Consider the following 15,755-nt stretch of genomic DNA (forward strand, 5'->3'; position numbering starts at 1 on the left):
CTGTGCAGCCCCATTGGCCCCGCAGACTGTCTTGATTTCTAAACAGGGTTCGCACTCGTGGTAGATGCCGTAACAAACAAACCCGCGCCAATCATCGGGCGCCTGGTCGTCGTAGGCCTGGGCCTGATCGGCGGCTCCTTCGCCAAGGGCCTGCGCGAAAGCGGCCTGTGTCGCGAAGTGGTCGGCGTCGACCTGGATGCCCCCTCGCGCAAGCAGGCCGTGGCCCTGGGCGTGGTCGACCGCTGCGAAGAAGACCTCGCCGCCGCTTGTGTCGGCGCCGACGTCATCCAGTTGGCAGTCCCCATCCTGGCCATGGAAAAGCTCCTCGCGCGCCTGGCCCCGCTCGACCTTGGCAACGCGGTGATCACTGACGTCGGCAGCGCCAAGGGCAATGTGGTTCGCGCCGCGCGCCAGGTGCTGGGTGGGCGGCTGTCGCGCTTCGTCCCCGGCCACCCGATCGCTGGGTCCGAGCAAAGCGGGGTAGAGGCCTCCAATGCCACCCTGTTCCGCCGCCACAAAGTCATCCTCACGCCGCTGCCGGAAACCGACCCGGACGCCCTGGCCAAGGTCGACCGCCTGTGGCGCGCACTGGATGCCGATGTCGAACACATGCCGGTCGAGCGCCATGACGAAGTGCTGGCTGCCACCAGCCATCTGCCGCACCTGCTGGCCTTCGGCCTGGTCGATTCGCTGGCCAAGCGCAATGAAAACCTCGAGATCTTCCGGTACGCTGCAGGGGGCTTTCGCGATTTCACGAGAATCGCAGGCAGCGACCCGACCATGTGGCACGACATCTTCCTCGCCAACCGCGAAGCTGTCCTGCGCACGCTTGATACATATCGCAGCGATCTCGACGCCTTGCGCGACGCGATCGATGCAGGGGACGGGCATCAGTTGCTGGGTGTATTCACCCGCGCACGTGTTGCCCGCGAGCATTTCAGTAAAATCCTGGCCCGCCGGGCCTATGTGGACGCTATGAACGCCAACGATCTGATTTTCCTGGCCCAACCGGGTGGCCGCCTGTCCGGGCGAATCCGCGTACCGGGCGACAAGTCGATTTCCCACCGCTCGATCATGCTCGGCTCGCTGGCCGAAGGCACGACCGAGGTCGAAGGCTTCCTCGAAGGTGAGGATGCGCTGGCGACCTTGCAGGCCTTCCGTGACATGGGTGTGGTCATCGAAGGCCCGAACCAGGGTCGCGTGACCATCCACGGCGTCGGCCTGCACGGCCTCAAGGCGCCACCTGGGCCAATCTACGTGGGCAACTCCGGCACCTCGATGCGCCTGTTGTCCGGCCTGCTGGCCGGCCAGGCGTTCGACGTGACCATGACCGGTGACGCCTCGCTGTCCAAGCGCCCGATGAACCGGGTGGCCAACCCCCTGCGTGAAATGGGCGCAGTGGTCGAGACCGGCCCCGAAGGCCGCCCACCGCTGACCATTCGTGGTGGCCACAAGCTCAAGGCGCTCACCTACACGCTGCCGATGGCAAGTGCGCAGGTTAAATCGTGCCTGCTGCTGGCCGGCTTGTACGCCGAAGGCAAGACCACCGTCACCGAGCCTGCGCCGACCCGTGACCACACCGAGCGCATGCTGCGTGGCTTTGGTTATGCGGTGCAGACCAATGGCCCGGTGGCGTCGCTGCAGTCCGGCGGCAAGCTCACTGCAACCCGCATCGAAGTGCCTGCCGATATCTCGTCGGCGGCGTTCTTCCTGGTCGCGGCCTCGATCGCCCAGGGCTCGGAGCTGGTGCTCGAGCATGTCGGCATCAACCCGACCCGTACCGGTGTAATCGACATCCTGCGCCTGATGGGCGGCGATATCACCCTGGAGAACCAGCGTGAAGTCGGCGGCGAGCCGGTGGCCGACCTGCGCGTGCGCGGCGCCCAGCTGAAAGGTATCGACATCCCTGAAAACCTGGTGCCATTGGCCATCGACGAGTTCCCGGTGTTGTTCGTTGCCGCTGCCTGCGCCGAAGGGCGCACTGTGCTGCGCGGTGCCGAAGAGCTGCGGGTCAAGGAATCCGACCGCATCCAAGTGATGGCCGACGGCCTGATCAGCCTGGGCGTGAAGTGCGAGCCGACCCCGGATGGCATCATCATCGACGGCGGCCTGATTGGCGGCGGTGAAGTGCACGGCCACGGTGACCACCGTATCGCCATGGCCTTCAGTGTTGCCTCGCTGCGCGCCAGTGCGCCGATCCGTATCCATGACTGCGCCAACGTCGCCACCTCGTTCCCCAACTTCCTGGCGCTGTGTGCCGAAGTCGGCATTCGTGTGGCCGAAGAGGGCAAGTCGTGAACACCCAGGCGCCAGTCATCACCATCGACGGGCCAAGCGGTTCGGGGAAAGGCACAGTTGCCGGGCTGCTGGCCCGCGAGCTGGGCTGGCGGCTGCTGGACTCCGGCGCGCTGTACCGTCTGCTGGCCTTCAACGCCAGCAACCACGGTGTCGACCTGACCAACGAAGAGCTGCTCAAGCAGCTTGCCGCCCATCTGGATGTGCAGTTCATCGCGGCCGAGCCCGGTAAGCTGCAACAGATCATCCTCGAGGGTGAGGACGTCAGTAACGTCATCCGCACCGAAACCGTCGGTGCGGGCGCCTCGATGGTGGCTTCGCTGTCCGCCGTGCGCGATGCCTTGCTGATGCGCCAGCGCGCATTCCAGGAGGCTCCGGGCCTGATTGCCGACGGGCGTGACATGGGCACCGTGGTGTTCCCGGATGCGCCATTGAAGGTCTTTCTCACCGCTAGCGCGGAGGAGAGGGCACGTCGCCGTTACCTGCAGTTGAAGGGCAAGGGCGAAGATGTTAGTCTGTCGAGTCTGCTGGATGAGATTCGTGCACGCGATGAGCGTGACACCCAACGTGCAGTGGCCCCGCTGAAACCAGCGGCCGATGCCATTCAGTTGGACTCCACCGAGTTGTCCATCGAGCAGGTGTTGCAACGTATCAGGAGTGAGATCGCACTACGCGACCTTCACTGATAGCCAGGAGAGCAGGCAGGTGCACCAGTCAACGTCCTGCCCGCTTTCCTTTTAAATAACGAAACCCACATTGTCTGGAATGTGGCGATGGGCGTCTGTTTCGCCCGAATCTACAGGAATTAAAATGAGCGAAAGCTTTGCAGAACTCTTTGAAGAAAGCCTGAAAACCCTCAATCTTCAGCCGGGTGCGATCATCACCGGTATCGTTGTCGACATCGACGGCGACTGGGTTACCGTACACGCTGGCCTGAAGTCCGAGGGCGTCATCCCGCTCGAGCAGTTCTACAACGAAGCTGGCGAGCTGACCATCAAGGTCGGTGACGAAGTTCACGTTGCGCTGGACGCGGTCGAAGACGGCTTTGGCGAAACCAAACTGTCCCGTGAAAAAGCCAAGCGCGCCGAGTGCTGGATTGTTCTGGAAGCAGCTTTCGCCGCCGAAGAAGTGGTCAAGGGCGTTATCAACGGTAAGGTTAAGGGCGGCTTCACTGTCGACGTTAACGGCATCCGTGCGTTCCTGCCGGGCTCCCTGGTTGATGTCCGCCCTGTGCGCGACACCACCCACCTGGAAGGCAAAGAGCTGGAATTCAAGGTCATCAAGCTGGACCAGAAGCGCAACAACGTTGTCGTTTCCCGTCGCAGCGTGCTGGAAGCCGAGAACAGCGCCGAGCGCGAAGCCCTGCTGGAGACCCTGCAGGAAGGCCAACAAGTCAAAGGTATCGTCAAGAACCTCACCGACTACGGCGCCTTCGTGGACCTGGGCGGTATCGACGGCCTGCTGCACATCACCGACATGGCCTGGAAGCGCATCAAGCATCCTTCCGAAATCGTTAACGTTGGCGACGAAGTCGACGTTCGCGTTCTGAAGTTCGACCGTGAGCGCAATCGCGTTTCGCTGGGTCTGAAGCAGATGGGCGAAGATCCGTGGGTTGCTATCACTGCCCGCTACCCAGAAGGTACTCGCGTACAAGCTCGCGTTACCAACCTGACCGACTACGGCTGCTTCGCTGAGCTGGAAGAAGGCGTTGAAGGTCTGGTACACGTTTCCGAAATGGACTGGACCAACAAGAACATCCACCCGTCGAAAGTCGTTCAGGTTGGCGACGAAGTGGAAGTCATGGTTCTGGACATCGACGAAGAGCGTCGTCGTATCTCCCTGGGCATCAAGCAGTGCAAGTCCAACCCATGGGAAGACTTCTCCGGCCAGTTCAACAAGGGTGACAAGATCACCGGTACCATCAAGTCGATCACCGACTTCGGTATCTTCATTGGTCTGGACGGCGGCATCGACGGCCTGGTTCACCTGTCCGACATCTCCTGGAACGAAACCGGCGAAGAAGCCGTACGTCGTTTCAAGAAGGGCGACGAGCTGGAAACCGTCATCCTGTCGGTCGACCCAGAGCGCGAGCGCATCTCCCTGGGCATCAAGCAGCTGGAAGACGATCCGTTCTCCAACTTCGTTGCTGTCAATGACAAGGGCGCTATCGTCAAGGGCATCGTGAAAGAAGTTGACGCCAAAGGCGCCATCGTCACCCTGGCCGACGACATCGAAGCCACTCTGAAAGCTTCCGAAATCAGCCGTGACCGCGTTGAAGACGCGCGTAACGTTCTGAAAGAAGGCGAAGAGATCGAAGCCAAGATCATCAGCGTTGACCGTAAGTCCCGCGTTATCAGCCTGTCGATCAAATCGAAAGACGACGCTGAAGAGCGTGAAGCCATCCAGAGCCTGAAAAACGCTCCGGAAGCGGCTGCCGACACCACCATGGCTGCGCTGCTGCGCGAAGCAATGGCCAAGCAGAACTAAGTTCTGTTTGATCGGTAAAAAGGGCGGCCCTCGGGTCGCCCTTTTTTTTGTGTTTGCGTGGGGTTTTTGGTGTTCGCCTTTAGTTTTGGGGCGCCTGGACGATCGAGTGCCGCGTCACCGTAAATCCACCGCAGAACACCCATAGGCCCTTGCCGGCTAGACCATTCTTGTAAAACTTCAATCTTGATTTTTTTTATTAAGTCAATAACCACCCTGTTCAAATCCTTCCCGGCGTGCTACAAACTGGTTAAGCAATGATCTAGCTGCTTGATAACGAAGGGAAAAATATGACGAAGTCGGAGCTGATCGAACGTATTGTCACCCATCAGGGGCTGCTCTCCTCGAAGGATGTGGAGCTAGCCATCAAGACCATGCTTGAGCAGATGTCACAATGCCTGGCCACAGGCGATCGCATCGAGATTCGCGGATTCGGCAGCTTCTCGCTGCACTATCGTGCGCCCCGTGTCGGCCGCAACCCCAAGACCGGCCAGTCGGTCAGCCTCGAAGGCAAATTCGTGCCGCACTTCAAGCCCGGCAAAGAGCTGCGTGATCGGGTCAATGAAGAAGACGAGGCTGAAGCCTGATCAACCAAGGAGCAATCTGATGCGGAACCTCAAGCGCGCCCTCGCGGCGGTGTTCGTGCTGTTGTTGGCGGCTGTGGTGCTGTTCTTCGTGCTGGAGAATCAGCAGGCGGTCTCGCTGGTCCTGTTCGGCTGGGCGGCACCGGCCGTACCGGTTGCGGTGCTGGTGCTGGCGGCCCTTGTCATTGGTTTGGCGGTTGGGCCATTGCTGGGCGCCTACGGCGTACAGCGCAGCAAGCGCAAGATTCGCGCTTCTGCCCGTGAGGCGGCGCTAAGCGGTAACTAAGGAAATCTCTTACGCATACTTGGGGCGTTTCCTCTATGCCTGAAACGGCTGTCGTGAAGTAATAGCGGACTTCATTGTCGGCCCAGGCGAGTACGCGGCAGCATGGAATTCCCCGTCCTTTCTCATCATGGCGGCACCCGAGGTGTCACCGGGTCTTGTCACCAGCTTCACCTTGACCACAGTGTCAGCCTGCTGATCGATTGTGGTCTGGAGCAAGGTGCCGATGCATCGCCGGGCGCAGAGTCCGCACCCCTTGGTTTCGACGTGGGTAGCGTTCAGGCGCTGATCCTCACCCACGTGCACATCGATCATGTTGGCCGTATTCCGGCGCTACTGGCAGCCGGCTACCGAGGCCCCATTCTCTGTAGCGAACCTTCTGCAAAGCTTCTTCCGCTGGTATTGGAGGATGCGTACAAATTGAGCATCAGTCGTGAACCGGTACACGTGGCACATTATCTCGACATCCTCGATGAGCTGATCATATCGGTGCCGTTCGGGCATTGGCATGATGTTGCCGTTCGCGCTGGTGTCGAATGCCGCATCCGCTTGCAGCGTGCTGGCCACCTGCTGGGCTCTGCCTATGTAGAGTGCGATGTGCGCTTGGTTGAGGGTGATAGTCGTTGGGTGTTCTCGGGGGATCTGGGCAGCGGTCGTAATCCCATGTTGCGCCCTGTGCAGCCGCCAGAACGTGCCGACGTGCTCGTACTCGAAAGCACCTATGGTGACCGTCTGCACCCGCAGCGCAGCAATCGCCGGCGCCAGTTGGAAGCCGCCATCGATCATGCGCTGGCAGACCGCGGAACCCTGCTTATCCCCGCATTCAGTCTCGGCCGGACCCAGGAATTGCTGTACGAAATCGAGGACATCCTGCATCACAAGTCATTGCTGTCTGATACGGCAGCATCCGTGCGCGATGGCCTCGATTGGTCACAGTTGCCCGTCATTCTCGATTCGCCCCTGGCGCAGCGCATCACCAGTGCCTACCGTGAACTGCACGATTACTGGAGCGCCGAGGCCAGGGGGCGAGTGGGTGAGGGGCGCAATCCGCTGGGGTTCGACCAACTCGTTGCCGTTGATACCCATGCCCGGCACCAACAGGTGGTCAATTACCTCAAAAGTACGGGCCGTCCAGCGATCGTGCTTGCGGGTAATGGCATGTGCTCGGGCGGCCGTATCGTCAACTACCTGAAGGCGATGCTGGAAGACCCGCGGCATGAGGTGCTTTTTGTAGGCTATCAAGCAAAAGGCACGCCTGGCGCCGCCATACAGGCAAGCGAAGGCAAACAGGGCTTGGTGCAGATTGATCTGGACGGGCAGGGGTATGAGATACGTGCGAAGGTGATGACCGTCGAAGGCTACTCGGGGCATGCCGACCAGGCGGGGCTGGTGCGGTTCGCTTCGCAAGGCGCGCAGCCGGCCAGCCATGTGGTGCTGGTTCACGGTGAGCAGGCGGCAAAAAAAACCTTGGGCAAGGCTATTGAAGCGCAATTCAAACAGCAGGGATATATGGTAACGGTCAGCGTTCCTTGAGCGGCCGATCCATGCAGAGGCTGGTTGGCAATTTCGCCAAATGGGGATCTATCTCCACGCTATGCGATGAAATGCTACGTACTATCCGATGGATGGCGGCTTTTTTTCGCGTGTGTGTGGAACTTGCAATCGCAAATGAGAGACTTACCGTGGGTGTTGCGCCAAGGGGTTGAAGCCGCTGGCGCAGGGTAGTAGCTTGATGGCCGTGTGTTGGCATGGGTTGCAGCAAAACATTAGCAAGCTACAGTTTATTAATTGATGGCCAAAGGATGGCGATCCTTGGGTAACTACAATAACATGCGTCAACATCGGGAAGTGGCTAGGGCAATAGTAGTGGGTTGCTTGTCTTCTGGTATTCCGGCGGTCGTGGAATGGCAGTGGATTAGTGGTGATGGCGCAATGACTGTATTCCGCAGGCCAGCGCTTGCCATCTGATAGCTTTCGCGCCCGCTACCGCGAGGGTTCAGGGCACTTCATGCAGCACCGATACCGCCACGCCCAGAAGGATAAGTCAGTGTGACGCAAGCCCCTTTGAAAATTGCTGTGGTCAGCCAGTATTTCTACCCTGAGAACTTCATCATCAATGATATCGTTCGGGAGTTGAGTGCGCTGGGCGTGCATGTCGAAGTGTTCACGGGCAAACCTAACTATCCAGGTGGAGAGGTTTTCCCAGGTTATACCGCCAATGATCCTGTCGAAGATCGCTTCGCCGACACGGTTACAGTTCACCGTGCGCCCCTGCGGCCGCGCAAGCACGGTGGCGCGAAAAACCTCATCCTTAATTACCTGTCGTTTGTTGCCAATGGTGTCAAGTATTTCAGACGCCACGCAAAGCGGAGCAAGTTCGATATCTATTTCGTCTTTGCGCCGTCACCGATCATTTCCGTCATCCCTGCCCTCGCCATGAAACGCGTACACCGCGCGCCGGTTTTTCTGTGGGTTCAGGATCTGTGGCCAGAAAGCCTGGAAGCTACCGGCTTCGTGCGTAACAGGTTCCTGCTGTCCATTGTCGGGCTGCTGGTGCGCGGGCTGTACTGGGCGGTCGATGTGTTATTAGTGCAGTCGCGGGCGTTCATCGAGCCGGTCAAGCGCTATGCGCGGGCAGACAAGATCAACTATTACCCCAATTCTTACCTGCAGCAAGACGAGTCTGGCGAAGTCAGCCCCTTGCCCGAATCGCTGACGGCGCTGCTGCGAGCGCATTTCTGCGTCGTCTTTGCCGGCAACCTGGGCAGTGCCCAGGGGTTGTCAACCGTCATCGAAGCCGCACGTACCCTGCAGGCCGAGCAGTCGCAAGCCAGAATCGTGATGGTAGGCACGGGTAGCAAGGCCGTATGGCTGAGCGAAGAAAAACACAAGTGGGGGCTGGATAATCTGATCATCACCGGGGCCTACCCGCGGTCGGCAATGGCGGAGCTCTTCGCGCTCAGTTCGGCGTTGCTGGTTACACTCAAGCGTGATGAGATTTTCAGTTTTACAATTCCAAGCAAGGTGCAGGCTTATCTGGCAGCCGGCCGGCCGATCATTGGTTGCCTGGACGGTGAGGGTGCCCGCGTGATCAACGACGCTGGCGCCGGTATAACCTGCCCGGCGCAAGACGGTGCCGGGCTCGCAGCCTGCATACAGTCGATGCAGACGATGCCCATGGAGCGGCGCGAGCAGATGGGCGCCAAGGCACGTGCCTACTTCTTGAAACATTTCGAACTCAGGGCGCAGTGCAAGACACTGGTGCGAATGTTCGAACAACGGATTGAACAGGACAAGACGACGCGATGAACATATTGGTATTGGGTGTCTCGGGCATGTTGGGGAGCGCCGTCTTCCGGTATTTCTCGGCGAATTCGCAACATCGTGTATTGGGCACCCTGCGGTCCTCGTCCGCGCTCAGGTATTTCACGCCGCAACAGTCAGAGTGCCTGTTGACCGGGGTCGACGTGCTCGATGCCGACGCGCTGATGGCGGCGTTTGCCAAAGCGCGCCCCGACGTGGTGATCAACTGCGTGGGCCTGATCAAGCAACTGGCCGATGCCAAGGACCCGCTGACCGCCTTGCCCATCAACGCCATGCTGCCTCATCGGCTGGCAACCTTGTGCCGGGTAGCGGGCGCGCGCCTGATCCATGTCAGCACCGACTGTGTGTTTTCAGGTACCAAGGGCATGTACCGTGAGCAGGATGAGTCTGATTGCACCGACCTGTACGGTAAATCCAAGTTCATCGGCGAACTGCATGACCTGGACGATGCGGTGACGCTGCGCACTTCGATTATCGGCCATGAGTTGCAGAGCAACGCCTCGCTGGTTGACTGGTTCCTGTCCCAGCAAGGCAGTGTCAAAGGTTTCAACAAAGCGATCTTCTCTGGGCTGCCGACTGCCGAGCTGGCCCGGGTCATGCTGGAGTACGTGATTCCAAACCCCACCTTGAAGGGGCTTTATCACGTCTCGGCCGAGCCTATCGACAAATATGAGCTGCTCAAGCAAGTGGCTCAGGTATACGGCAAGGACATCCAGATCGTGCCGGATGACAAGCTGGTGATCGACCGCTCGCTGGACTCCTCGCGCTTTCGCGCCGATGCCGGCTACCAGCCGCCAACCTGGCCGGCGCTCATAGAATTCATGCACGCACAGCGTCAATAACGTATTACAAGGAGCGCACACGTGTTCGATAACAAAATTCTAATGATCACCGGTGGTACCGGCTCTTTCGGCAATACGGTACTCAAGCGTTTTTTAAACACCAGGGTCAAGGAAATCCGCGTCTTCAGCCGTGACGAGAAGAAGCAGGAAGACATGCGTATCGCCCTGGGTAATGACAAGGTGAAGTTCTACATCGGCGACGTGCGCGACTATCAAAGTGTTGCCGAGGCGATGGTCGGGGTCGACTACATCTTCCATGCTGCAGCGCTCAAGCAAGTACCGTCCTGCGAGTTCTACCCCATGGAAGCGGTCAAGACCAATGTCATCGGCACCGAGAACGTGTTGAACGCGGCCATTGCCAACGGCGTGAAGCGCGTGGTGGTACTCAGTACCGACAAGGCGGTGTACCCGATCAATGCAATGGGCATTTCCAAGGCCATGGCCGAAAAGCTCATGGTCGCCAAGTCGCGGATGATCCCTCAGCAAGGCCCGGTGATTTGTGCGACCCGTTACGGCAACGTGATGGCTTCGCGTGGCTCGGTGATACCGCTGTTCGTCGACCAGCTCAAGGCCGGTAACGAGCTGACGGTGACCGACCCGAACATGACGCGCTTCCTCATGTCGCTGGAAGACTCCGTCGACCTGGTGCTGCACGCATTCGAAAATGCCGAGCAGGGCGATATCTTCGTGCAGAAAGCGCCAGCGTCGACCGTCGCAGACCTGGCAGAAGCACTCAAGCAGCTGTTCAAGCGGGAAAACCCGGTAAAAGTGATCGGCACCCGCCATGGCGAGAAGCTCTATGAGTCGCTGATTTCCAGAGAAGAGATGGCCAAGGCCGATGACATGGGCCGTTACTACCGTATCCCTGCCGATAACCGCGACCTGAACTACAAGAAGTACTTTGTCGAAGGCGAGCAGCATATATCCGAGCTGGATGACTACACCTCTCACAATACCGAGCGGCTTGATATCGAGGGCATCAAGGCCCTGCTGCTGAAACTCGACTACATCCAGGAAGAACTCAATGCTTAAGGTCATGACCCTGGTCGGTACTCGGCCCGAACTGATCAAGATGAGCCGCGTCATCGCTGAACTCGATGAGCAGGCTAACCACATCCTGGTGCACTCCGGGCAGAACTACGATTACGAGCTCAACCAGGTGTTCTTCGACGACCTGGGTATTCGCAAGCCGGACCACTTCCTGGGCGCCGTGGGTACGACGGCGGCCGGTACGATCGCCGAAGTGATTGCCAAGTCGGATGAAATCTTCGAGCTGGAAAAGCCCGATGCGCTGCTGCTTTACGGCGATACCAATACCTGCCTGGCGGTGATCGCCGCCAAGCGTCGCAAGATTCCTGTTTTCCATATGGAAGCGGGTAACCGCTGTTTCGATCAGCGCGTGCCGGAGGAGCTCAACCGCAAGGTGCTCGACCACCTCAGCGACATCAACATGGTACTGACCGAGCATGCCCGGCGTTACCTGTTGGATGAAGGTATTCGCCCGGAAACCATCATCAAGACCGGCTCGCACATGCAGGAAGTGCTCGACTACTACCGGCCGCGAATCGATGCCTCGACGGTGCTGGAGCGTGAGGCGCTGGAGGAGGGCAAGTACTTCATCGTCAGCACGCACCGCGAAGAGAACGTCGATACGCCGCAGAACTTGCGCGACCTGCTTGCCTCGTTGCGCGCGCTTGCCGATGCCTATGGCCATCCGATCATCGTCTCGACCCACCCACGCACCCGCAAACGCCTCGAAGACCTGGGCGAGAGCCTCGATCACCCGCTGATCCGCTTCGTCAAACCTTACGGCCTGCTGGACTACATCCGTCTGCAAATGGGTGCGTTGTGCGTGCTCTCCGACAGCGGGACCATTACCGAAGAGGCTTCGCTGCTCAATCTTCCAGCAGTGACCATTCGTAATGCCCATGAGCGGCCCGAAGGCATGGACGAAGGTACGCTGATTATGTGCGGCCTCACGCCGGATCGCGTACTGGATGCCGTTCGCGTGGTGATCAGCCAGCATGACCGCACCCATCGGGTGATACCGGTGGTGCAGGACTACCTCGGCGGCCCGGTGTCCAAGCAGGTCGTGCGTATCGTCTACAGCTACACGGACTACATCAACCGCACGGTCTGGTCCAAGTAAAGCACCTCGCCAAGGCTGCCCGTCGGTTGATCTCGGGCAGCCCTGCATCTCTACCGTGCCCAGCACCGGCATGCCCCGGCGTGCCGCCCACCGACCCCAGCAATGCCTGCCCCTCTGTTACGCGAGGCCCGGTGGTGCGACCGAGTGGGGCAAAGGCGACTGCCGAAACAGGCCGCATGGAGGATTGAACAGCACATGAACAAGCTGGTGGTTATTGGGGGAAGCGGCTTTGTCGGCCGGCACTTCCTGGATTTATGCAGTGCACTTCGTGACACCGAAGTCGTCTATGCGATTCACCGTACCGAACCTGACTGGTTGCGCGCCGCCAACGTGCGCATCGAACGGTTCGATGTGAATGACCCCGAATCGCTGGCGGTCATCCTGGCGCCCGGTTGTACCGTGATCAACCTGCTAAGGCCAGATGGCAGCGGCTGGTTCGAACCTGCCATCGTCAATGTGCTGAAAGCCTGTGAGCAAGTGCCGGTGAAGCGCTATGTGCATGTATCCAGTATCGATGTCTTCGGCGCTGCCCCGGACCCGGTGGTCGATGCCGCTACCCCGATCCAGCCCCGAACCCCCTACGAGCGCGAGCATGCCGCTGCCGAGGCCTTGGTGCGGGCGGTGGCGGCCAGCCGTTTTGAAGTACTGGTGCTGCGCCTGGGTGCGGTGTTCGGCGATGGTGGGTTGAACATCGTGTCGTTCGTGCGTGAAGTTTCCAGTGCCCCGGCCTGGAAGCTGGGCTTGCGCCGGGTGCTGTACGGGCCGCGGCGTATGCACCTGGTCAGTGTCGAAAAGGTGGTGCAGACGTTGGTGTTCGTGGCGCAAGTGCCCGAGATACGTCAAGGCGAGGTGGTGCTGGTGACCGATGATGCGGCGGCCGAGAACAACTTCGGCTACCTGCAGGATGCCCTGCTGAAGGCATTCGGGCGGCCATCGATCAGCTACCTGCCGCATGTGCCCCAGGCCCTGTTACGGCTGCTGCTACGCCTGCGCAATGTCAGCAATGCCAACCCCATGCGACGGTTCAGCGAAGCCCGGCTTGCCGAATGGCGGCAGCCCCCGACGGCAGACTTCAAGCAACAACTGCACCGCTACATTGCAGTGCTCAAGGAGTCGGCATGAAGGTACTGCTGGTCAACATTTCACTCGATGCCAAGCTGGGCGGTGGCACGGCCGAGCGTACCCGCCACCTGGCCACCCATCTGGCAAAGGCGGGGAGCGGTTGTGCAGCCATCGCCATGACCGGCAACTCCTGGCAGCGCGAGTTCGATGAGCACGGCGTGCAAAGCTACATCACCGGCCGCATCGGCCAGCACTTTCCCATCCCGTTGCTCAACCCCTGGCGTGCATGGCGCCTGGTGCGCAATGCCGATGTGCTGCACATCATGGGTTACTGGAACCTGCTGAGCGTGGCCATGGGCCTGCTCGCGCTGTTCGCAAGGCGCCCCTACGTTTTGTGCCCGGCAGGGGAATTCGCTTCGGTAGGGGCGCCATCAACGATCAAGAAAGCCTTCCACTTGAGCGTCGGGCGCTGGCTGATCAAAGGCGCCTCGGGCTTCATCGCGATTACCGACCTGGAGCAGGGCGTGATTGCGCAGGTAGCTGACGTCCCTCAGGCCAGTGTGCCGGTGATCGGCAATGCCGTGGCCGAGCCAGGCGAGCAGCAACAGGCACCCACCGTCGTTGTTCCCGACGAACCCTTCATTCTGTTCATGGGGCGGCTAGCCCCGGTCAAGGGGCCGGATTATCTGATTCAGGCCTACCTCGATACGCCAGCCGCGCAGCGGTACCCGCTGGTGATGGCCGGGCCGGATTTTGGCATGCAACAAGCACTGCAGGCACAGGTGGGCGCGTCAGGGTTGGCCGAGCGGATCCACTTCATCGGTTTTCTGAATGAGGCGCAACGCACCCAGGTCTATCGCCAGGCGATGCTGCTGGTCATTCCGTCGCGCTCGGAAGCCATGTCGCTGGTTGCACTGGAGGCAGGCGTGGTCGGGCTGCCGGTACTGCTGACCGACACCTGCGGGTTCAACCAGGTCGAGGATGTACAGGGCGGCATGGTGGTTCCAGCCAGCGCTGACGGCATCGCTTCGGGGCTGCAACGGATGCTGGAAGATGAGGCTGAGCTCAAGGCCAAGGGCGCGCGGCTCAAAGCCTTCATCCTTGGGCATTACACCTGGTCGGCGACGGTTCAGGTCATGCTGCGTCGCTTCACCCAACTGCTGCGCAGTGGGTCGATGAAGGATTGAGGTGGCGCCGTGCCCGTAGCATGGGCTACGTGCACGGCGCCAGCGGCTTCAGGTAGCTGGCTGCTGGAGGTTCGATGCAGACTTGCGGCGCCCGGCCAGCGTCGAGCTGCAGATGAACATGGTGAAGGCATAGGGCATCCAGACGATGGGCCGCTGGTAAATACTCAGTGCGAACAGCGCGAAGAACAGCAGCACCCACAACCGGCGCTTGGCATTATGCGTAATGGCCAAGGTCAGGCTGATCATGCTCAGGGCGAACAACAGCGCCCCTATCAGGCCGAAGTCCGTGAGCAATCGCGTGACAACCTGGGACACCCCGCCATACACCACGCTGGAGTCAGCGCCCATGCCGAACAGCAAGGTTTTGGTGTCAGCATCGAAATAGCGCGCCAACAGTTTGTCCATTTCCGGCAGCGACCGGTTATTGAGGTACTGAGTCTGGCGAAGGTGCTGCTCTGGCTGCTGGGTTGCCGGCACTTGCGGCGTTGTCGCAGCATCACTGGCTGACCCGTTGGCGGAGTCGGCGGCGGGTGAGAACAGTAGATCCCCACTCTGAGTTACTGCTTTTTCATCCGCTGCCTGCGCGGCTGCCTGCGCGACAGGTGGTGGCGGCGGTGCGCTGGGCTTGATGATGCCCAGCACCAGCAGGCCGAACAGGCCAAGCACGGCCAAGGGCAGCAACGTGATCGGTGAACGGGCCTGTACCAGGCGGAACAGGAAGCCCAGCGATGCCATGACGATAAATGCCAGCGAGAACGACAGTACGCCGCCGACGAAGATGATCAGAAACGGGAAGGGCTTTAGGCGGAACCGGTTGCCCGCCAACAGGAAGGCGGCGAGGGTGCCGACCATGCCAGGTTCATCGTACATCGCGCACAGCCGGTACAGTTCGCCTCCCCAGGGAAGCGACAGGTTGTTGCCCGACAACAGCAACGCGCCCGGGGCATGCAAGTAGTACCCGCCCGCTTCGGCCATTGTCGGGTTGAGCAGGGGCACGCGGTCCAGCGTAATGGGGATGTTGGCGATGGCACACAGGGATACAACGATGCCAGGGATCAGGCTGATAGCGAAGATCCAGCCAAACCACTGCAGCACCTTGCCGCGTCGCTGGTCGGAAAATACACACAATGCCATCAGCGTTGGGAGTACGAAATACCAGCGCGTGGTGGTGCCGTCGATCTTGGGTAGCATGCTGATATAGACCACGAACAGGCAGATCAGGATGAACCCTGGCAGCTCGCGCCGGCGTGGCCGATCACCGAGCAGGAATGCAGCGACGGCCAGGCAACCCGAGAGCAGCCCTGCAACCGCCATATGGCGCAACGAATACCAGAGAAAATACGGGTTCAGCGTCACCCACGCACACAGCGCAAAAAGCGGCGCTACGCATGCATCGAGGGACGGGGTCGCGCTGTAAGTCCTGATAGCTGCTGTCATCGTAGGGGATCTGCCTGATCACACCTGGGCATGCCGCTTGCTGGGTTCAGCAGCGGCATGTGCCTGGTCTGTAATAATGAGGGTTGACCTAACTGTGACAAAAGTTGA

At 60.1% G+C, this 15,755-nt stretch carries 13 protein-coding genes; 12 read left to right on the forward strand and 1 reads right to left on the reverse strand.

Annotated elements, in window-relative coordinates; all coding sequences use genetic code 11:
* Nucleotides 1–90 precede the first annotated feature (90 nt).
* The 12 genes from HU766_RS17435 (at nt 91) to HU766_RS17490 (ending at nt 14,210) form a co-directional block, all read left to right on the forward strand.
* Complete coding sequence (locus HU766_RS17435) at nt 91–2,298, forward strand: bifunctional prephenate dehydrogenase/3-phosphoshikimate 1-carboxyvinyltransferase (protein WP_346656688.1); 2,208 nt, start codon at nt 91–93, stop codon at nt 2,296–2,298.
* A complete protein-coding gene (gene cmk, locus HU766_RS17440) occupies nt 2,295–2,981 on the forward strand; it encodes a (d)CMP kinase (protein ID WP_186659300.1) in 687 nt (228 codons plus the stop codon). Before HU766_RS17435 ends, cmk begins: the two co-directional genes overlap by 4 nt.
* A 124-nt stretch (nt 2,982–3,105) precedes the next feature.
* Nucleotides 3,106–4,782, forward strand: coding sequence for a 30S ribosomal protein S1 (gene rpsA / locus HU766_RS17445; RefSeq protein WP_003252673.1), 1,677 nt, complete (start codon nt 3,106–3,108; stop codon nt 4,780–4,782).
* A gap of 287 nt (nt 4,783–5,069) precedes the next feature.
* Nucleotides 5,070–5,366 (forward strand): integration host factor subunit beta, encoded by a 297-nt coding sequence (gene ihfB / locus HU766_RS17450; protein ID WP_003252675.1) that lies wholly within the window; start codon nt 5,070–5,072, stop codon nt 5,364–5,366.
* A 19-nt stretch (nt 5,367–5,385) separates the two neighbouring features.
* On the forward strand, nt 5,386–5,649 hold the full coding sequence (locus tag HU766_RS17455) for a lipopolysaccharide assembly protein LapA domain-containing protein (RefSeq protein WP_033700693.1): 264 nt from the start codon (nt 5,386–5,388) through the stop codon (nt 5,647–5,649).
* 102 nt (nt 5,650–5,751) lie between these two features.
* Nucleotides 5,752–7,179 carry an MBL fold metallo-hydrolase gene (locus HU766_RS17460; RefSeq protein ID WP_186659302.1) on the forward strand — a complete coding sequence of 476 codons (1,428 nt, stop codon included), beginning with the start codon at nt 5,752–5,754 and terminating at the stop codon, nt 7,177–7,179.
* 516 nt (nt 7,180–7,695) lie between these two features.
* Entirely contained in the window at nt 7,696–8,955 is a 1,260-nt protein-coding gene (locus HU766_RS17465; RefSeq protein ID WP_258714496.1) for a glycosyltransferase family 4 protein, read from the forward strand.
* Nucleotides 8,952–9,812 carry an SDR family oxidoreductase gene (locus HU766_RS17470; RefSeq protein ID WP_186659305.1) on the forward strand — a complete coding sequence of 287 codons (861 nt, stop codon included), beginning with the start codon at nt 8,952–8,954 and terminating at the stop codon, nt 9,810–9,812. Before HU766_RS17465 ends, HU766_RS17470 begins: the two co-directional genes overlap by 4 nt.
* Before the next feature lie 21 nt (nt 9,813–9,833).
* Nucleotides 9,834–10,844, forward strand: a complete 1,011-nt coding sequence (locus HU766_RS17475) for a polysaccharide biosynthesis protein (protein WP_033700690.1) — start codon at nt 9,834–9,836, stop codon at nt 10,842–10,844.
* A complete protein-coding gene (wecB, locus tag HU766_RS17480; RefSeq protein WP_156310840.1) occupies nt 10,837–11,961 on the forward strand; it encodes a UDP-N-acetylglucosamine 2-epimerase (non-hydrolyzing) in 1,125 nt (374 codons plus the stop codon). Before HU766_RS17475 ends, wecB begins: the two co-directional genes overlap by 8 nt.
* Nucleotides 11,962–12,156: 195 nt before the next feature.
* Nucleotides 12,157–13,083 carry an NAD(P)-dependent oxidoreductase gene (locus tag HU766_RS17485; RefSeq protein ID WP_186659307.1) on the forward strand — a complete coding sequence of 309 codons (927 nt, stop codon included), beginning with the start codon at nt 12,157–12,159 and terminating at the stop codon, nt 13,081–13,083.
* Complete coding sequence (locus HU766_RS17490) at nt 13,080–14,210, forward strand: glycosyltransferase family 4 protein (protein WP_186659310.1); 1,131 nt, start codon at nt 13,080–13,082, stop codon at nt 14,208–14,210. The genes HU766_RS17485 and HU766_RS17490 overlap by 4 nt, the downstream gene beginning before the upstream one ends.
* A 48-nt stretch (nt 14,211–14,258) precedes the next feature.
* On the opposite strand, the gene HU766_RS17495 is transcribed toward HU766_RS17490, so the two are convergent.
* Nucleotides 14,259–15,647, reverse strand: a complete 1,389-nt coding sequence (locus HU766_RS17495) for a hypothetical protein (RefSeq protein ID WP_186659312.1) — start codon at nt 15,645–15,647, stop codon at nt 14,259–14,261.
* Nucleotides 15,648–15,755: the final 108 nt, after the last annotated feature.

This window comes from Pseudomonas sp. SWRI77 (assembly GCF_014269105.1).
Taxonomy (GTDB): Bacteria; Pseudomonadota; Gammaproteobacteria; order Pseudomonadales; family Pseudomonadaceae; genus Aquipseudomonas; species Aquipseudomonas capeferrum.